The following is an 18,215-nucleotide window of genomic DNA, read 5'->3' on the forward strand; positions in this document are numbered from 1 at the left end:
CTTTAAGAAAGGCAGGTCTTTTTAATCTCTGTCCACAGATCGCGATAACACTGGGCTGCATAACTGCTATTGGCAAATTCAAATACAGGTTGCTGGTTTATGCCCATCTTTTCTACGTCGCTGAGATAGGGGATATAGTTTTTGAAAAACAGCTTGTCTTTATAAAACTGCTGCACTGTTTCGTGGTGGAGGTTCTTACGATGATCTACCATGCTGAAGAAGCATTTGAGCTTACCCAGATCCAGTTCGTTTTCTTCCAGGTAACCGGCTACGGTTTCGTAGGAACGAATAGAAAGCGTTGTGGGTATATTTGGCATCAGCACCCAATCTGCCGCGTTAAAGATATTTTCATGTAAGAGAGAGATGCCTGGCGGGCAGTCGAGGAATATTACATCAAATTCTTTTGCGCCGGCCAACAGGCTTTTCAGGCGTTTTTTACTTTGTCTTACTTCGCCCAGTACAAGGTCGGCGTTACGTGCCGAAAGGTCGGAGGGTATAACCCAGAGGTTTTCGAAAGCGGAGCCCTGAACCACGTCTCTTAGTTCCAATTCATCTGTAAGCAATTTTTTACTTTCATTCTTCACCTGGGCCTGTACACCAAAATAAAAAGATGCCGATCCCTGCGGATCCAGATCCCATACCAGTGTTTTCAATCCGTCTGCTGCAGCAAGGTATGCGAGGTTTACGGTGGCCGCGGTTTTGCCTACTCCACCTTTCAGGTTGTACAGCGCGAGTGAAGTCATAAGTAACGGTTTTATGAGGGAATATAAGTTATTTCAGCCAGAGTGCCTTATTGCTTCATGGTTTCCAGCTCCTTTTGCATGCGGAACATTTCATCCCTCAGACGTGCGGCTTCAATGAAATCGAGGTCACGCGCTGCTTTTTCCATTTCCTTCTTCACCTTACCGATGGCTTTTTCGAGTTGAGGTATTGTTTTGTACACTACCTGTTCTTCGGCGACGGCATGCTGCACCAGATCCTGGTCGGCCTGTATGGCTTTTGGATCATTTACATCAAAGCCGCGGATGTCGAGCACGGCGGTTTGCTTCATGATCTGGTCTATGGACTTTTTGACTGTGCGCGGCGTTATGTTATGCAGCTGGTTGAATTCTATCTGCTTCTGGCGGCGGCGTCCCGTTTCATCAATGGTACGCTGCATACTTTCGGTCATTTTATCGGCATAGAAGATCACCAGTCCATCCACATTCCGCGCAGCGCGGCCGGCAGTTTGTGTGAGAGAGCGTTCATTCCTCAGGAAACCTTCCTTATCGGCATCCAATATGGCTACCAGTGATACTTCGGGCAAGTCGAGGCCTTCTCTCAGCAGGTTTACGCCTACCAGCACATCAATTTCGCCGAGGCGCAGTTGTCTTAAGATCTCAACACGTTCCAGCGTATCTACGTCGCTATGGATGTATTTGGATTTAATATTGATACGGTGAAGATATTTATCCATTTCTTCTGCCATACGTTTGGTAAGCGTGGTTACCAGAACGCGGTCGCCTTTTTTCACCCGTTTGTCTATTTCGTTGAGGAGGTCATCGATCTGGTTGACGCTGGGTCTTACTTCTATCGGCGGATCGAGCAGACCTGTGGGGCGCACTACCTGCTCAATTACGAATCCACCTGTTTTTTCCAGTTCATAGTCACCCGGCGTTGCGCTTACAAAGACCGTCTGGCCTGTCATATTTTCGAACTCATGGAAGTTGAGCGGCCTGTTGTCGATGGCGCTTGGCAGGCGGAAGCCATAGTCGACCAAGACCAGTTTACGGCTACGGTCGCCGCCATACATCCCTGCTATCTGCGGTATCGTCTGGTGGCTTTCGTCGAGCATACATATGAAGTCTTTGGGGAAGTAGTCAAGCAGGCAGAAGGGGCGTGTTCCGGGTAAACGGCGGTCGAAGAACCTGGAATAGTTTTCTATGCCGTTACAGTAGCCCAGTTCCCTGATCATTTCGAGGTCGTATTCCACACGTTCTTTTATCCGTTGTGCTTCTATATGTTTACCTACGTTCTGGAAATATGCTACCTGGGCTGCCATTTCATCCTGTATTTCCACGATGATCTGCTGCTGCATGTCTTTAGGCGCCAGGTAAAGGTTGGCGGGGAAGATCGCGGCGTTCTCGATACGCTCGAGCCTTTTACCGGTAACAACGTCTATGCTTTCTATATCTTCTATTTCATCGCCGAAGAAGGTGATGCGATAGCCATTATCGGCATAGGGGAGGTTGATATCTACGGTATCTCCTTTTACGCGGAAAGTTCCCCTTTTGAAATCAACCTGGGTTCTGCTATACAGGCTGTTCACCAATGCATGGAGGAAGCCCTGGCGTGAGGTCACCTGGCCTTTATAAATGCGGATGATGCCATTCTCGAATTCGGCGGGGTTACCCATACCATAGATACAGCTCACACTTGCCACCACAATGATATCGCGCCGGCCCGTAAGCAACTGACTGGTGGCCTGCAGCCGCAGCTTATCCAGTTCTTCGTTAATGCTCAGGTCTTTTTCGATATAGGTGTTACTCACCGGCATATATGCCTCAGGCTGATAGTAATCGTAATAGCTTACAAAATAGCCGACGGCATTTTCGGGGAAGAACTGTTTGAATTCTCCATAGAGCTGTGCTACCAGCGTTTTGTTGTGGGTAAGAACCAGCGTTGGCCGCTGTAACTGAGCTATCACATTGGCCATGGTAAATGTTTTACCAGAACCGGTAACGCCCAGCAAAGTATGATAACGCTCCCCGCTGTTCAATCCCTCTACCAACTGGCTGATGGCGGCAGGCTGATCGCCTCCGGGTGCATAAGGTGCATGTAGTTTAAATGGCATATTGCAAAGATACTAATGAGTAAATCATATAACATTAAGACAAAAAACACACCAGTGCTATTAAGCACTATGCCTTATCTTTAATTCAAACAGCAAAATTCATTACGTGTTTAACAGCGAAGAAATTAAAAAGCGGGTAGGCGCCTATGCGGCAGACTATGTTCAACCAGGTATGACGATAGGTATTGGCACAGGCAGCACTGTTTATTGGCTGTTACAGGAGCTGGGTAACAGGATACAGCAGGGACTTCAGTTCCGGGCGGTACCTACTTCAAGACAGACACAAACACTGGCCACTGAACTGGGTATTACCATTGCCGACATCAATAATATTGAAGAACTGGCGCTAACCATTGACGGCGCCGATGAAATAGATGGCAGCTTACAACTCATTAAAGGAGGGGGAGGAGCTTTGCTGCAAGAGAAGATAGTTGCCGCGGCTTCAAAGCAGCTTATCATTATTGCCGATGAAACCAAAATGGTATCCCAGCTTGGGCAGTTCCCATTGCCGGTAGAGGTCATCCCATTCGGATGGAAACAGGTTTCCAAAAAGATCCAGCAACTCGGGTGCAGGGAGGTTGTGCTAAGGCAAAAGAACGGGGAGACGTTCATTTCTGACCATGGGCACTATATTCTTGACTGTCATTTTTCTGCTATACCCCATGCCTCCACTGTTAACCAGCAACTGCATGACATACCCGGTGTTGTTGAAACAGGTTTATTTATAAATATGGCTGATATGGCCATATGCGGTTATGCAGACGGGCGTATCATCACTAGCCTGCCAGCTTAGCCGCCAGGTAGAGCTGATCTGACAACTGCTGGATGGCATCGGCAGCGACATTGATCTGTTGCTGTGCCTGTTCCCATTTTCGTTGTTCAATGGCTTCCCTGATGCCGGGAAGTGTTTTTACACCATAGCCGGTATAGAAGCCCGGAGCATATAAAGTATGTTTATACCAGGGGCGGCCGGGCAGTCCTTTGCTAACCAATAATTGTTGTTCTGCCTGGTAGAGCAGTTTATTCAGCGGGCCGTGGTCGGTGCTGTTGTTTACAAGTCTGGTAAGTGAGTCGCCTGCCTGTTTTGAAATCTTTTCAAAATCCCTGAGTGCATTTTGCAGTGGAGAGAAGTCGAGATAAGGAACTTCTTCTTTCACCTTTGGTGCGTTATACACCAGGGTAGGATCTGCAGCGAGTTTATAAGCCCTGCTTCTGATGACCTGGTTTTCTACAAGAGTAGCTTCACGCATCTGATCGGTGAGCGTCATGAGTTCAGAAACATAACCGTTCACTGCGTTAAAGAGATTGCGGAAATTAAAAGGCAGGATCTCTGCATTTGCCAAACGCAGTGCGGCCCTGCCGGCGGTTTTAGACAAGGCCACTCCATATTGGAAGCCGGGGTCTTTGAAGCGTACAAAATAATCGTACGAATCGTAGATGGAATGATATTCGCCGCCGGCGTCTTCACCGCCGAACGACAGGTTGAGACTTGGAATACCAAGGTGTTGCAGGAAAGCAGAATAATCTGATCCGGAGCCGAGGGCAGAAAGAGAGAGCGTTCGTTTTGCGAGGATCTCTTTTTTTGCATTTATCCCTGAAGCATTGACCAGGTCATTTGCTCTCCGGCGATCGAATAATGAAACGTTTGTCTGGGGGTCGGTGATTACTTTTGAAATATCTTCTATAAGCGGTTCCAGTGCGTGTGAGCCTCCTGCTTCGAGGAAGCCGCGGCCGTTGCCATCGGTATTAATATAGGCAACCGCTTTATTCTGCAATTCTTCTGCATGCTGTTCCACCCATTCTGTGGAGCCGAGTAGGCCTGGTTCTTCGCCGTCCCAGGCGCAATAGACCAATGTACGGCGTGGTCTCCAACCTGTTTTAACGAGTTCTCCGATGGCTTTGGCTTCTTCCATCAAGGAGGCCAGGCCGCTTATAGGATCTGCAGCGCCGTTCACCCAGGCGTCGTGATGGTTACCCCTGATCACCCATTCATTGGGATAGAGCGAGCCGGGGAGTGTAGCGATCACATTATAGCAGGGGCGTAATTTCCAATCTGATTCAACCCTCAGGTGTACCCTTGCGCGGCCGGGGCCAACATGATAAGTAATAGGCAGGGCGCCGCGCCAATCTTCGGGGGCTACCGGACCCTGTAATGCTTCGAGCAAGGGTTTTGCGTCGTGATAGCTGACAGGCAATACCGGGATCTTCAATAAGTTGGGCGCTTTAAAGCGGTCGAGTCGTTTTGCCGTATCGGTAGCGCCGATATTGGGCGTAAGCGGATCGCCGGGATATATTACCATATCCATTACAGAGCCGCGCTGAACGCCCCATTCATTTTTAAAAGCTCCTTTGGGATATACGTCGCCCTGGAAATAACCATCGTCACGCGGGTCTGAATATATAATACAACCTATTGCTCCGTGTTCCTGTGCGAGTTTTGGTTTGATGCCGCGCCAGGAGCGGCCGTATTTTGCAATAACTATACGTCCTTTTACATCTATGCCCATTCGTTCGAGCTGTTCGTAGTCGGCGGGCAGGCCGTAGTTCACATATACCAGTTCGCCCATTACATCGCCATCGGCGCCCCAGGCGTTATAGGTAGGTAATTGTCCATCCTGGCCAGAAGTACCATCCTCTTTCAGGGCGGGTTCTTTCAATACTGCCTTATACGTAGTTGGCGCTGTTAGTTCGAGCTCGCGCACCTTTGGTGTTGGGAACAAGACCTGGAAGACCTCTGTTTTTACTTCAAAGCCATATTGTTTGAAGCTGGCGGCTATTTTTTCAGCAACAGCTTTTCCTGCAGCAGATCCTATGGGATGCGGTTTTGCCGCCAGTGTGCGGATGGTATTGCCGATATTCTCCGCGCTGATGTTCTTATCGAAATCGGCTTCGGCCTGAAGCTGGGCTACGCTTGTTTTATCGGTAAAGCCGGGGATAGGTTTACTATTGGTTACGCCGGACTGAGCTGTACTACTAAAAGCTGCAAACAGCAGGGCAATGGGCAGGTATTGCCTGATATAGAAGTATTTCATATCAGAGGTACAATTGGTTGGTAGGCATAGGATAATCCGTTTGTTACACAGTGGCAGCTTTCGAAATATCGCGGGACAGGTAATCGGTATAATCCGGTATTGCTGCTTCGTATTCACCGTTCATAAAGGGGGAGGTCATTACAAAATCAGCTGTGGCGCGGTCGCATGCCATTGGAATATTCCAGGCAACACCTAAACGCAGTAATGCTTTTACATCGCTATCATGTGGCTGGGCTTCCATAGGATCCCAGAAAAAGATCATGACATCGATATCGCCTGTAGCAATGAGGGCGCCCAATTGCTGATCACCGCCCAACGGGCCGCTGAGCATTCGTTTAACGGGAACGCCCAAGGCTTCTTCGAGTTTCCGGCCAGTAGTACCGGTAGCGATGAGTTCATGTTTTACCAGTGTATCGCGATTTTGTATCGCCCAGTCCTGAAGGTCTGCCTTCTTATTGTCGTGGGCTACCAGTGCTATTCTTTTGCGCAAGCCCAGTTTTTTGATCTTTGCCATGCACAATAATAACAATAAAATACCACGCTCATCACAAGAAATATCAGTCCGTTTACAACAAAATACTATCTCTATCAAAGGCGGCTATGCGGATAGTTACGGATATAAAAAAGCCCTCCTGGGGAACCAGGACGGCTATATATACTTACTAACCCCAAAATACAAATTTTAAACACTACGCCTCTACGGCAGCAGCAGCTGCGGGTGCTTGTGCGGCGGCAATTTTTGCCCTGATCTTGCCTTCAATTTCTGCGGCCAGTTCAGGATTGTCGATGATAAGTTGTTTTACGGCATCGCGACCCTGGCCAAGTTTATTGCCTTCGTAGCTAAACCAGCTGCCGCTTTTTTGTACCACGCCTAATTCAACACCCATATCGATGATTTCGCCCACCTTGCTTACGCCTTCGCCGAAGATGATATCGAACTCGGCGCTACGGAAAGGAGGTGCTACTTTATTCTTCACCACTTTTACTTTAACGCGGTTACCTATTGCTTCGTCGCCGTCTTTGATTTGTGTGCTGCGACGGATATCGAGACGAACGGAAGCATAGAATTTAAGGGCATTACCACCGGTAGTAGTTTCGGGGTTACCGAACATTACACCAATTTTTTCCCTCAGTTGGTTGATGAATATACAAATGGTGTTGGTTTTGCTGATAGTAGCTGTAAGCTTACGCAGGGCCTGGCTCATTAAGCGAGCCTGCAAGCCCATTTTGCTATCGCCCATTTCGCCTTCGAGTTCCCCTTTGGGAACCAGCGCCGCCACGGAGTCGATAACCACTACATCCAGGGCGCCCGATAAGATAAGGCGATCGGCAATTTCCAATGCCTGTTCGCCATAATCGGGCTGAGAGATAAGCAGGCTATCTACATCTACACCAAGTTTTTTTGCATAGGCACTGTCAAATGCGTGTTCGGCATCTATGATGGCGCATATACCGCCTTTTTTCTGTGCTTCGGCTATTACGTGTGTAGCTACGGTTGTTTTACCTGAAGATTCAGGACCGTAGATCTCGATGATCCTTCCTTTAGGCAAACCACCCACTCCTAATGCCGTATCCAACCCGATAGAACCGGTAGAAACAACTTCCAGCTCTTTTTCGCCACGTTCGTTCATCATCATCACGCTACCCTTGCCAAAATCTTTGTCGATTTTGTCAATGGTGAGCTTCAGCGCCTTAAGTTTATCTGCATTTGACATAGTATTCGTTTTGTGTTTGCTTCAAAAATAATCAGATCGTAAAGCTAAAACATTTTTAATTATCACCACTAACTATTTTAGTATTTTTTGGTAATTATTTTGGCTTTTGGCGGGACGGCCATCCTAAATATAATGGCATTTTTCTGCCTTCCATTTTATAGAACGTTAATTGTCAGCAAATTATGTACTTAAAGCTATACCCTTTCCTCTTTAGCAAAAGTAGTAAGGGTGCTAATGTCATGCTAAAAGCAGAGAAGGTCACTTATAAATAAAAATAGCTGCTGAGAATTGCTTAAACGGGGAATCCTTTTCATCAGGCATCCGAATAAAACGAGGCCGTATCGCACTTATGATACGGCCTCTTTGGTATAGTGGTGAAGCGTTTCCGGCGTTAGAGACGTTCGTATAATGCTCTCAGTTTTTCGCGGGTCATTATTTTTTCCCAGTCGCTGCCCAATGCATTTTCCCACAGGGGTTTCATACCGAGGGATACGGTGATCATAGATTCGAACTGCTCTTCCGTAAGACCTTTAGTGATGCCCTGGGGTATTTCGATCTTGTGTTTTTCGACCATTCTCTTGAATTTTTCTACGCCTTCGGGGTAGTATTCTTCGAGTTTATCGAATACGATACAGTTGCCGATGCCGTGTTTGGTACCCAGCACGTAGGCCAATCCATAGCTTACAGCATGTGCCACACCTACCTGGCTATAGGCAATGCTCATGCCACCGGCGTAGGAGGCCATCATCAGTTTTTCATCGGATTCTTCGTCCCATCCGTCTTTTTCGAGGAAAACCTCTTCGCATAATACCTGTGCTTTTTCGCCGTAAGACTGGCTGAAGGCATTGAGGTAGGTACCGTTAAGAGATTCTACGCAGTGGATAAAGCAATCCATCGCTGTATAGAAGCGTTGGTTTGCAGGAACTGTTTTACAAAGCTGCGGGTCTAATACAATCTGGTCGAAGGTGGTGAAGTCGGAGTTCATGCCCAGTTTACGGGTGGGGCCTGTAAGCACGCAGGTGCGGCTTACTTCGGCGCCGGTACCGGCTATGGTAGGGATACCGGCTTTATAAACACCGGGAACCTTTACGAGATCCCATCCCTGGTAGTCGACGGAGGAGCCGGGGTTGGTCATCATAAGCGCTACTGCTTTTGCGGTATCCATTACGGAGCCGCCGCCGATGCCGATGATACCGCTTACTTCGCCAAACTCGGCTTTCAGTTCATCGCGCAGTTTATCTACACCGGAAGTTTTGGGTTCATGAGTAACATCGATGATAACCACCTTGTCTTTGCCGCGTAAAGGAATCCGGGATAAAAATTCCTGTTTGTCCCTGAAGAATTCATCTACAAAGAATATAATAGGTGCTTCGCCTTTTCTCTGTGGTGCCAGTATTTCATCGAGCTGATTGAAGCAGCCTTTGCCGTACACCACGTAATTAACCATTCTGAAGTTGCGAAACTGTGCCATAACGATTATTTTAAGATTGCGAAGGTAGAGAATAGATAACAGATGGCGGATGACAGATGACAGAAAGTGGTGAGGGGTGGCAGATGATTGACAGATGGTGAATGGTAGGAAGTGATGAGGTGAGGCAGATGGTGGATGGTAGAAAGTGGTGAGGGGTGGCAGATGAACGACAGATGGAAGATGGCGGGTGACAAGGTAGGGCGTTATATTAGTTTAGGGTTGTTGCCGTTCTTTTGCGAGGGCTTCTTTTATCAATCCTGCTTCATAACCTTTTTGCAGGAGGTAGGCCATGGTTTTTGCCTGGCGGTTGATGTATTGTTCGTGTTTCAGGGATGTCCATTTATCATGAACCAGTTTCTGCAATGTTTCCAGGTAGTCTTCTTCCGGTATTGCTGCGAGGGCTTTCTTCAGATTATAGGGGCTTACCTGTCGTAGTTTGAGTTCATGCGTTATTTTCACTTTGCCCCATTTTTTCATGCGGAACCTTCCGCCGGCAAACTGTTCGGCAAAGCGGCTTTCATTAAGATAGTCGTCTTCGATGAGTGTGGCCATGAGTTCTTCGACCTCTGTTTTGCGGAGGCCGAAGCCATAGAGCTTTTCCTTTACTTCGTGGTGGCTTCGTTCCTGATAGGCGCAGTAATGCCTGATCTTTGGCAAGGCCTTTTCCTTGGATATACTGAATTTACCTGCTGGCATAGTTACTTGTGATACAGTGGCAATTGCCTGTAAGAAAGCAAACCTAAAGCCATTCGGGCGAAAAATTTCCCCCATTTGCGGCTTACTTACCAAAAAAATGCGACTTTCAGGCTTTCAAAGACCGTTTCCGCAACACACTTATTACTGAATGTTAACATTTTGCTGTAGGTTTGTTGCCAATACAAAAATTGTAGTGACAGTATGAAATTCATAGTATCGTCTTCTTCTTTGCTGAAACATTTACAACAAATCAGCGGTGTTATCAATTCCAATACGGTACTCCCCATCCTGGAAGATTTCTTATTTGAAATCGAGGATAAAAAACTGACCATTGTTGCCACCGACCTGGAGACTGTGATGCGTGTACAGATGGAGGTTGAAAGCAAAGCCAATGGTAAGGTTTGTATTCCTGCCAAGATCCTGATCGACTCTCTTAAAAACATAGCAGACCAGCCGCTGACCTTTAGCATCGACAAAAACTTCGCGGTTGAGATCACCAGCGACAACGGTAAGTACAAGGTGATGGGTGAAAACCCTGACAACTTCCCTAAGGAACCTGCTGCTGACGATACCAACAGCTTTACCATTCCTGCGGGCGCTCTTGTTACAGCCATCAACAAAACTTTGTTTGCTGTAAGTAATGATGATCTTCGTCCGGCTATGACGGGTGTATTCTTTGAGCTGCAGAAAGATTCTGTTCAGTTTGTAGCTACCGATGCTCACCGTTTGGTTCGTTATAAGAAAACCAATGTGAGCAGTCCGAAAGCAGACAGCTTCATTGCGCCGAAGAAACCTTTGAACCTGTTGAAAAACGCGTTACCTGATAACGACGACGAATTAACCATCAGCTATAACAGCAACCACTTATTTATCACACATGGTTCTACACAGCTGATCTGTCGCCTGATAGATGCGCGTTTCCCTGATTATAAAGTAGTAATCCCTACCGACAACCCTTACAAGTTGCTGGTGAGCAAATCTGATTTCCAGAGTGCGCTGCGCCGTGTAAGCGTGTTCAGTAACAAAAGCACCAACCAGGTGGCGTTGAACATCAGCGGAAGTGAGTTACAACTGACTGCGCAGGATGTTGATTTCAGCTTTGAAGGTACTGAGCGTATGAACTGTCAGTATGATGGTGAAGACCTGCAGATCGCTTTCAATGCGAAATTCCTGATCGAGATGCTGAATGCTGCCGACAGTGATGAAGTGAAGATCGAGTTATCTACTTCTACCAAAGCGGGTATCATTAAACCCATTGAGCAGGCTGAAGGAGAGGAGCTGCTGATGCTGGTGATGCCGCTGATGCTGAATAACTAAGATTTACAGACCCAACTATAAGAAGAGGTTGTGCCGCTTGGTGCAACCTTTTTTATTTAATTGTATTCTCTTCCATTGTGGCCTGAGCATGGCATTCCGGGAGATAAAAAGTACAATAACGTTATTGGTAACGGGCGCTGAAGCGTTTATTGCGCTGCGGGGAAATTTATATGCGCTTCTACAGCGGCGACTGCTTTATTAAACCGCTGGTCATAGTCGCCGCTGATGCGTACCCAGGGTACGTGTTGCTGCACGAGCAGGTCTTTGTACATATGGAACAATTCCTGGCGCGGGCGTTCATCGGGGTATTCGCGCAGTTCGTCTGCTATCCAGGGAAGGTCGATATCGCACAGGAGGTAGAGATCGTATTTGCGTTTTGCGATGGTATCGAGGATATAGGGGTGGCAGTTGTCAAATACAAATTCGCACCAGACCTTCATGACATACTGGTCTGTATCGAAAAAGAGAAGGGGCGCATCAGACTTACTGATGAACTGTTCTTCGAGTGCTGTCTGGCCGCGGGCAATAGTAAGCAGGTCGTTATAAGTATAGTCTTTTCCTTCCTGCAGGAGATAATCCCGTGCAAACTCGGGACACCATTCCGTATTGAAATGGGATGCCAGTTGTGCGCACAGTGTGCTTTTACCTGTTGACTCGGGGCCTATGATAACAACTTTTTTCATTCAGCTGCCAAAGATAGGCAGGAGATGGGCAGGATTTAAAATGAAAAACTGAGCGTTTGTTTTACGTGGGGTCTTTCATTGTTTATAACATCCTTGTTATAGTTTAATTCATGAATTCTTTCCTTTTCCAAAAGCCTGAACCACATAATAGCAGGTAAGCCGCTATTGGAATGTATATCCAACCGATAAATTAATTTATCGGTTGGCTTCCTGTGTTTATTCAGGATCTGGCTTAATTCGGTAGGATCTATCCCTATTTCCTCTGCAAATTGTTTGTTTTTCTTTTTTATACGTGCAACATACTCTTTGAGAAAATAGCCAAAATCATAGCTCTTATCAAATACTTTGTTGGCGAGATAATCTTCCATCTGGAATTTTAACTGGAGCAGCCCCGAAAAAATTCGTCCTTCCTCGGTTTCATTTTCGGAAAGCTGTTTGCGGTATTTCTTGTATTCGGCAAGCATTATTTCACGTTCTTCGGGATCTTTGGTTCCCGGAAAAACAAATGATGCTGCAATTTCCTGTGGAGTGTATTGTTCTTCGATGTTTTTATGTGACTTCATAGAATATATTTTAATGCGTTGTTGTATGCTATATCATATAACGTGCGATGATCCGGAATGAGCCAATTTTATTCAACACCATAAACCCGGTAAGGCTTCTGAATGTTTTTATTGGCAAATAGGTAAAACCATAAGCCGAGGTATAGTGGTTAACCAGGCATGTTTTAGGCGTTAGAAAAACGACTCCTTCATGCCTGCGCTTAAATGATTCTTTACAGGCAAAGGCGATAAGGCAGCCTGCTATACCATCGATTTTTTTACCCAAGCCAATATTTTCTTTACCCACTTCTATCAATTCAATTTCGATGGCATTAATAGCTTTACCCGGGTGATCTATTATGCAAATAAGCCCCAGAATGGTTTTTCTTCCTTTTAACCTCAGCTTATACACTTCATGTTCTTTGTATAAATTCCAGGAAAAATTATTAAACCGCCTGCTATTTTCTATGGTAATGAAGTCAATTTCCGTTAACCGTTCTACGACAGCCTGTAACCTTTTGTTGTTGATGACATCCTGAACGAACATTTATCATAGATTAAAGGTAAGGAAAATAGTTTACATAATCATAAATATCATTTACATAAATGTAATGATCCCCGAGAAGGCTCAATGTTCCCTTCGGACATTTTCTGGCCGCGTTTCGTGTTATAGCCAGTGGTCTGTTGTTTTTCATTTCTATCATGATCTAAAATTTAAATAGTTGTTCTGCACACGCACTAAAATGCGCATGCGAATTCTACAGGTAGTTTGTACCTGGTTTTTATTCAAATATTAGTTGTCAGGAAAGAATACAAGTGCCTTTTATTCCGGGTGCTGCCGGGGCATTGTAGTTGCAATAATCAAAGGCTTCCTTTATCAGGCGGTGAATGCATGAGAGTTAAACTCCTGATAAGGAATGTAAGTTAAGTATAATTTAGAAAACCGCTATCCTAATAGCGGTTAATCCAAAAAACAGGAAAAGGCAAATTCGCGGGAGCATAAAAAAGCTGGTGACACGGATTGCGACACCAGCTTTTATTATTTGGTAACTAAGCTCAGTAATTATTCGGCTTCGGCGACCACTTCTTTCACTTCGGGGATCATACGCTTCATCATGCCTTCGATGCCTGCTTTGAGGGTGATCATGGAAGAAGGGCATCCGCTGCAGCTACCTTGTAACATGAGGTTTACCACGCCATCGGTATAGCTTTTGAACTGGATGGCGCCGCCGTCCATTTCTACTGCGGGTTTTACGTAGTTGTCGAGTAATTCTTTGATGCGTTTTACCACATCGTCGTCATCAGCGGCCACTACGTTGCTTGCTTCCTGTTTAATTTGTGCTACCTCCTCTTCATTGATCACTACACCACCATTCTCCAGGTAGTCTTTTAAGAACTGCTTGATATTGGGAATGACATCGTGCCAATCTTCGGTATCGCTGGTTTTAGTGAGCGTAATGAAGTTGCTGGCGATGAAAACGCTTTTAATGAAGGGAAAGCTAAACAGCTCCTTCGCCAGGGGGGAAGGACCAGCCATTGTCTCGTCCGCGAAATCGATGCTCTTACCGGGATACAGCAGTTTGTTGACAACAAACTTCATCGTCTCCGGGTTGGGAGTCATTTCTGTATAAATACTGATTACGGGATTTCCTGTTTTAATCATAACGCGTCTATTTACCTTAATGAACAAAGTTAGTAAAAGCGCAGCAAATAAGCTGCCGTTTTCCTAACCTAATACAGTAACCAGGCCTTTGATAACCGCTCCCAGCTTAACTGCTTCAAATACACGGCTTTCGCTGGCGCCATGTTGTAATACAGACTGTTCGTGCGAGGTTACGCACATTTCGCAGCCGTTTATTGAAGAAACTACGAGGCTCAGGAGTTCGAAGAATTCTTTTCCGAGGACAGGATTCATCATAATGCTCATTTTGATACCTGCCTGCTGGTTGCTGTAGAAGTCTTTTTTCATGAAGTGGCGGAACCTGTAGAAGATATTGTTCGTATTCATGAGGGAGGTGCAGGCCACTACTTCGGCGATTTCGGCTTCTGTAGCGCCGGCTGCAAGCGCCAGTTGGGTGAATGCCTCCTGTAAAAGGGTAAAGCGTTCGTTCACGGCTACGGCGAGGGCCAGTAACAATGATTCTTTACGGTTGAGGTATTGTGCGTTGTTAAGCACGTTACCCACATTTATTTTAAGATCCTTGATGTAGCGGGCTTCTACCTGCAGTAATGCCTGTGCATTGGCGGAAGGTACATAGTCGGGGATATTGAGGTCGTTCAAGAGGTTGGTAAAAGTCTCGTTCTGTATCGTTGTTGTGCTCATGGTATATTCGTTTTTCTGTTTATGCATACGGCAGGAAAATTCCTGCCGTATTGTTCCATTCCATTATTCTCCTAATTCCTAATCAAAGTGGTTAGTTCATGCTCAGCGCTTCTGTAAGCGTTTGTTCGCCTTTGCTCCAGTTGCAGGGACAGAGTTCATCGGTCTGTAAAGCGTCGAGCACACGAAGCACTTCCTGCACGCTACGGCCCACGTTGAGGTCGTAAACGCTTACCCAACGTACAATACCCTGAGGATCAATGATGAAAGTAGCGCGGTAAGCGATCTTTTCTTCAGCATCCAGGATGCCTAACTCTTCGGCGAGGCTTTTGGAAGTATCTGCCAGCATGGGGAATTTAAGGTCGCGCAGGTCGGCGTGATCCCTTCTCCAGGCTGCGTGTACGAATTCAGAATCGGTAGATGCACCGATCAATACTGCGTCGCGGTCGCTAAACTCGCTGGCTTTTTTGTTGAATTCAGCGATTTCGGTAGGACAAACGAAGGTGAAATCTTTAGGCCACCAGAACATTACTGTCCATTTGCCATCTGCGCTTGCCACTTCATGTGTGATGTCTGTAAACTCTTTACCTTTTTCAATAGATACGACTGCTTTCTTTTTGAAGGCAGGAAACGGGCTTCCGATAGATAATACTCTGTTGTTCATACTGTTATGTTTTACAATACGTTTACGAATTAATAACGGGCTTTCTTATGGCAAATGTTTACGCTGTAGCAGCGTCACGGGAAGAGGACCTTCCCTGATTCAGATAAATGTCCGGTGTTCGGGCTCATGATTTTTTATCCATGCTCCAGATCCCCTGTTCCTATCATCCTCTTCATTCAACCATTCTGTTGTTCTGATAACAGTGCAAAATTGCCTCTTTGAAGGACTGGTCACAAGTGCATTTGTCTATGTAGTCATAGACAAAATCTATTGGTTTGTAAAAGAGATAGGGGGCAGATGACAAACTGGTAGATGGTAAAACAGCAGGGATGGATGCAACGGGCATTTACGCTTTTGCTAAAAAAAGTTACTGTTTGCCGGTATATGTTTCAAAGCTTCCTTAAAGCTTCTTAAGAGCTTCTCTAAAGCTTCTTAGAAAAACGCCCTTTTTTTAGCAAATGTGATAATAACCTTAGCAAAACAAAACTCCCGGTTGTCTTTACACAGCCGGGAGTTATTCCATTCTTTCTTTTGCCCACTTGTTGTTACTGCACTATTCTGAGTTTGGCGTAGTTGAGCATGATCTTTTTTTCGCCGTTGGTTTTGAAAACTACGGTGGCGATGGGGTTGTGTGCGGAGCCTTCCATTTTGGTGACTTCGCCGAAGCCGAACTTCTGATGTTCTACTACCTGTCCAACCTGCAGGTTGCTGGTATCACTGGGTTCGAAGTTGGCGGAGGGTTTATGTTCCACCACTTTTGAAGCGGGAGGTTGAGCAGGCATATAGGAAGGACGTGCCGGTGCGGCGTCTTTCTTTTTGGAAGGAGGGGGGCCATACATTTTTTCGGCCTGGGCCGTTGTACTTCCGAAACTTCTTTGCATACGTTCTACGCCGGCGCCCATGCCGCCCTGGTTGCGGGCGCCGCCGCCTGCATAGCTGCGGTCTACGAATTCTTCGGGCATTTCTTCGAGGAAGCGGCTGGGTTCGTTTTGAACCAGGTTACCAAAGCGGTAGCGGGCATTGGCAAATGTCAACCACAACCTGTGCTTGGCGCGGGTTACAGCCACGTAGAACAAACGGCGTTCTTCTTCGAGCTCTTCGCGGGTATTTATGCTCATGCCGCTGGGGAAGATAGTTTCTTCAACGCCACCCACAAATACTACCGGGAATTCAAGCCCTTTTGCGGCGTGGATGGTCATAAGCTTCACCACATCGCTGTCTTCCTTGTCGTTATCGGCATCGGTTAACAGGGTGATCTGCTGCAAGTAAACACCTAACGTTTTCTCGCCTACTTCGCCTTCTGCGTTGCTTGGGCTTTCGGTCCATTCCTTTATGGAGTTCAGTAATTCCTGTACGTTCTCGTAACGGGCGAGGCCTTCTACTGTTTTATCGTTGAACAGTTCTTTTACCAGCGTGGTATTTTTACCGATCAACACCGCAACATCATACGCATTATGTGTTTGCAGCATGGTCTGGAAAGACTTTATCATGTACACAAAGCCTTTGATGCTTTCGAGGGTGCCGGCTTTGAAACCAGCTTCCTGTGCACGTTCCAGAACTTCCCACAGGGTAACGTTATTTTCGTTGGCGGTTACGATGGCCCTGTCTATCGTTGTTTTGCCGATACCGCGGACGGGGTAGTTGATAATACGTTTCAGGGCTTCTTCGTCGCGGGTGTTGGCTACTACGCGCAGGTAGGCGATGAAGTCTTTTACCTCTTTCCGCTGGTAGAAGCTTAGTCCGCCGTAGATCTTATAGGCGATGCCCATGCGGCGCAGGCTTTCTTCAAAAGAACGGCTCTGGGCGTTGGTGCGGTATAAGATGGCGAAGTCGCGGTTATAATAATGATTGCGGAGTTTTTGTTCCTGGATGATATCGGCAACGAAACGTCCTTCGTCGTTGTCGGTCATTGTGCGGACGAGCTTTATTTTTTCGCCGCTTTCGTTTTCCGTCCACAGTTCTTTGGGGATCTGGCCGATGTTCTTTTTGATGACTTCGTTGGCGACCTTGAGGATGCTTTGGGTACAACGATAGTTTTGTTCCAGTTTTACCACGCGGACATCGTCGTAATCTTTCTGGAACTGGAGGATGTTTTCGATGGTAGCGCCGCGGAAGCTATAGATACTTTGTGCGTCGTCGCCCACCACGCAAATGTTTTCGTGGGCGGCGGCGAGGAGTTTTGTGATCTCGTATTGCACGGCGTTGGTATCCTGATACTCATCGATCATGATGTATTTGAACTTATGCTGGAATTTGTGAAGTACTTCGGGGAAGTTCTTCAGGAGTTCGTGCATTTTTACGAGCAGGTCGTCGAAGTCCATGGCGCCGTTTTTAAAACAGCGTGCGACGTATCCCTGGTAGATCTGTGCGATAGCCGGGCGGTTCGAGCGCATGTCTTCCTGCTGAATATGGTGATCCATGGCATATTCTGCCGGGCTCATCAATGCGTTCTTTGCCTGGGAGATGCGGCTATGAACTACGTTGGGTTTGTATAATTTATCGTCGAGGTTGAGTTCATTGATCACAGTTTTGAGCACGCTGCGGCTGTCGTCGCTGTCATAAATGGTAAAGCTGCTGGGGTATCCGATGCGGTGTACTTCGGCGCGGAGGATACGTGCGAATACGCTGTGGAAGGTTCCGATATATAAATTGCGGGCTTCGTTGTTACCCAGCATTTTTTCGATACGTTCCTTCATTTCGGCGGCAGCCTTGTTGGTGAAAGTCAGTGCCAGAATGTTAAAGGCATCTACACCTTTTGATAAGAGGTAAGCAATACGGGTTGTCAGCACCTTGGTTTTACCACTGCCGGCGCCGGCAACTATCATCAGCGGACCGTTGATATGCATTACTGCTTCCCGCTGTTGTTCATTCAATCCATCCAGTAAATGTTGCATCCGGCAAAGGTACTACCGGCCATTGGTTTTTTGTTTGCTTTTTATCCA

At 46.6% G+C, this 18,215-nt stretch carries 16 protein-coding genes; 2 read left to right on the plus strand and 14 right to left on the minus strand.

Going from position 1 to position 18,215, the window contains the following annotated elements; genetic code table 11:
* Positions 1-2: 2 nt before the first annotated feature.
* Positions 3-743 (minus strand): ParA family protein, encoded by a 741-nt coding sequence (locus ESB13_RS22830; protein ID WP_129006229.1) that lies wholly within the window; start codon positions 741-743, stop codon positions 3-5.
* A 47-nt stretch (positions 744-790) separates the two neighbouring features.
* Positions 791-2,833, minus strand: coding sequence for an excinuclease ABC subunit UvrB (uvrB, locus tag ESB13_RS22835; RefSeq protein ID WP_129006231.1), 2,043 nt, complete (start codon positions 2,831-2,833; stop codon positions 791-793).
* A 106-nt stretch (positions 2,834-2,939) separates the two neighbouring features.
* Between uvrB and rpiA the strand changes: the two genes are divergently transcribed.
* Positions 2,940-3,626, plus strand: a complete 687-nt coding sequence (rpiA, locus tag ESB13_RS22840) for a ribose-5-phosphate isomerase RpiA (RefSeq protein WP_129006233.1) — start codon at positions 2,940-2,942, stop codon at positions 3,624-3,626.
* Here rpiA and ESB13_RS22845 read toward each other — a convergent pair.
* From ESB13_RS22845 to ESB13_RS22865, 5 genes are all read right to left on the minus strand, one after another.
* Positions 3,610-5,865 (minus strand): M28 family metallopeptidase, encoded by a 2,256-nt coding sequence (locus ESB13_RS22845; protein ID WP_129006235.1) that lies wholly within the window; start codon positions 5,863-5,865, stop codon positions 3,610-3,612. The two genes, rpiA and ESB13_RS22845, sit on opposite strands and share 17 nt — an antisense overlap.
* A gap of 43 nt (positions 5,866-5,908) precedes the next feature.
* The gene (locus tag ESB13_RS22850) at positions 5,909-6,379 is read right to left on the minus strand and encodes a methylglyoxal synthase (protein WP_129006237.1); all 471 of its coding nucleotides are present in this window, start codon (positions 6,377-6,379) and stop codon (positions 5,909-5,911) included.
* Positions 6,380-6,554: 175 nt separating this feature from the next.
* Positions 6,555-7,580, minus strand: coding sequence for a recombinase RecA (gene recA, locus ESB13_RS22855; protein ID WP_129006239.1), 1,026 nt, complete (start codon positions 7,578-7,580; stop codon positions 6,555-6,557).
* 391 nt (positions 7,581-7,971) lie between these two features.
* Entirely contained in the window at positions 7,972-9,051 is a 1,080-nt protein-coding gene (locus ESB13_RS22860; protein WP_129006241.1) for an iron-containing alcohol dehydrogenase family protein, read from the minus strand.
* Positions 9,052-9,264: 213 nt separating this feature from the next.
* Complete coding sequence (locus ESB13_RS22865; RefSeq protein ID WP_129006243.1) at positions 9,265-9,747, minus strand: regulatory protein RecX; 483 nt, start codon at positions 9,745-9,747, stop codon at positions 9,265-9,267.
* 201 nt (positions 9,748-9,948) lie between these two features.
* Here ESB13_RS22865 and dnaN point away from each other — a divergent pair, with 201 nt between their 5' ends.
* Positions 9,949-11,064 carry a DNA polymerase III subunit beta gene (dnaN, locus tag ESB13_RS22870; RefSeq protein WP_129006244.1) on the plus strand — a complete coding sequence of 372 codons (1,116 nt, stop codon included), beginning with the start codon at positions 9,949-9,951 and terminating at the stop codon, positions 11,062-11,064.
* Between the two features lie 146 nt (positions 11,065-11,210).
* On the opposite strand, the gene ESB13_RS22875 is transcribed toward dnaN, so the two are convergent.
* The 7 genes from ESB13_RS22875 to ESB13_RS22905 form a co-directional block, all read right to left on the minus strand.
* The gene (locus ESB13_RS22875; protein WP_129006246.1) at positions 11,211-11,747 is read right to left on the minus strand and encodes an AAA family ATPase; all 537 of its coding nucleotides are present in this window, start codon (positions 11,745-11,747) and stop codon (positions 11,211-11,213) included.
* A gap of 35 nt (positions 11,748-11,782) precedes the next feature.
* Positions 11,783-12,310 (minus strand): helix-turn-helix domain-containing protein, encoded by a 528-nt coding sequence (locus ESB13_RS22880; RefSeq protein ID WP_129006249.1) that lies wholly within the window; start codon positions 12,308-12,310, stop codon positions 11,783-11,785.
* Positions 12,311-12,338: 28 nt separating this feature from the next.
* On the minus strand, positions 12,339-12,836 hold the full coding sequence (locus tag ESB13_RS22885) for a hypothetical protein (RefSeq protein ID WP_129006251.1): 498 nt from the start codon (positions 12,834-12,836) through the stop codon (positions 12,339-12,341).
* 516 nt (positions 12,837-13,352) lie between these two features.
* Positions 13,353-13,952, minus strand: coding sequence for a NifU family protein (locus ESB13_RS22890; protein ID WP_129006253.1), 600 nt, complete (start codon positions 13,950-13,952; stop codon positions 13,353-13,355).
* A 63-nt stretch (positions 13,953-14,015) separates the two neighbouring features.
* Positions 14,016-14,639, minus strand: coding sequence for a carboxymuconolactone decarboxylase family protein (locus tag ESB13_RS22895; RefSeq protein WP_246022663.1), 624 nt, complete (start codon positions 14,637-14,639; stop codon positions 14,016-14,018).
* Between the two features lie 64 nt (positions 14,640-14,703).
* Positions 14,704-15,273, minus strand: a complete 570-nt coding sequence (locus ESB13_RS22900) for a peroxiredoxin (protein WP_129006254.1) — start codon at positions 15,271-15,273, stop codon at positions 14,704-14,706.
* 545 nt (positions 15,274-15,818) lie between these two features.
* Positions 15,819-18,167, minus strand: a complete 2,349-nt coding sequence (locus ESB13_RS22905; RefSeq protein ID WP_129006256.1) for an ATP-dependent helicase — start codon at positions 18,165-18,167, stop codon at positions 15,819-15,821.
* Positions 18,168-18,215: the final 48 nt, after the last annotated feature.

It is taken from the genome of Filimonas effusa (assembly GCF_004118675.1).
GTDB classification, from domain to species: Bacteria; Bacteroidota; Bacteroidia; order Chitinophagales; family Chitinophagaceae; genus Filimonas; species Filimonas effusa.

What these genes read in the sequence shown, in the direction of transcription:
- ESB13_RS22830 (WP_129006229.1), bottom strand. Translation starts at nt 743, where the DNA reads ATGACTTCACTCGCGCTGTACAACCTGAAAGGTGGAGTAGGCAAAACC.
- uvrB (WP_129006231.1), bottom strand. Translation starts at nt 2,833, where the DNA reads ATGCCATTTAAACTACATGCACCTTATGCACCCGGAGGCGATCAGCCT.
- ESB13_RS22845 (WP_129006235.1), bottom strand. Translation starts at nt 5,865, where the DNA reads ATGAAATACTTCTATATCAGGCAATACCTGCCCATTGCCCTGCTGTTT.
- ESB13_RS22850 (WP_129006237.1), bottom strand. Translation starts at nt 6,379, where the DNA reads ATGGCAAAGATCAAAAAACTGGGCTTGCGCAAAAGAATAGCACTGGTA.
- recA (WP_129006239.1), bottom strand. Translation starts at nt 7,580, where the DNA reads ATGTCAAATGCAGATAAACTTAAGGCGCTGAAGCTCACCATTGACAAA.
- ESB13_RS22860 (WP_129006241.1), bottom strand. Translation starts at nt 9,051, where the DNA reads ATGGCACAGTTTCGCAACTTCAGAATGGTTAATTACGTGGTGTACGGC.
- ESB13_RS22865 (WP_129006243.1), bottom strand. Translation starts at nt 9,747, where the DNA reads ATGCCAGCAGGTAAATTCAGTATATCCAAGGAAAAGGCCTTGCCAAAG.
- dnaN (WP_129006244.1), top strand. Translation starts at nt 9,949, where the DNA reads ATGAAATTCATAGTATCGTCTTCTTCTTTGCTGAAACATTTACAACAA.
- ESB13_RS22875 (WP_129006246.1), bottom strand. Translation starts at nt 11,747, where the DNA reads ATGAAAAAAGTTGTTATCATAGGCCCCGAGTCAACAGGTAAAAGCACA.
- ESB13_RS22880 (WP_129006249.1), bottom strand. Translation starts at nt 12,310, where the DNA reads ATGAAGTCACATAAAAACATCGAAGAACAATACACTCCACAGGAAATT.
- ESB13_RS22885 (WP_129006251.1), bottom strand. Translation starts at nt 12,836, where the DNA reads ATGTTCGTTCAGGATGTCATCAACAACAAAAGGTTACAGGCTGTCGTA.
- ESB13_RS22890 (WP_129006253.1), bottom strand. Translation starts at nt 13,952, where the DNA reads ATGATTAAAACAGGAAATCCCGTAATCAGTATTTATACAGAAATGACT.
- ESB13_RS22895 (WP_246022663.1), bottom strand. Translation starts at nt 14,639, where the DNA reads ATGCATAAACAGAAAAACGAATATACCATGAGCACAACAACGATACAG.
- ESB13_RS22900 (WP_129006254.1), bottom strand. Translation starts at nt 15,273, where the DNA reads ATGAACAACAGAGTATTATCTATCGGAAGCCCGTTTCCTGCCTTCAAA.
- ESB13_RS22905 (WP_129006256.1), bottom strand. Translation starts at nt 18,167, where the DNA reads ATGCAACATTTACTGGATGGATTGAATGAACAACAGCGGGAAGCAGTA.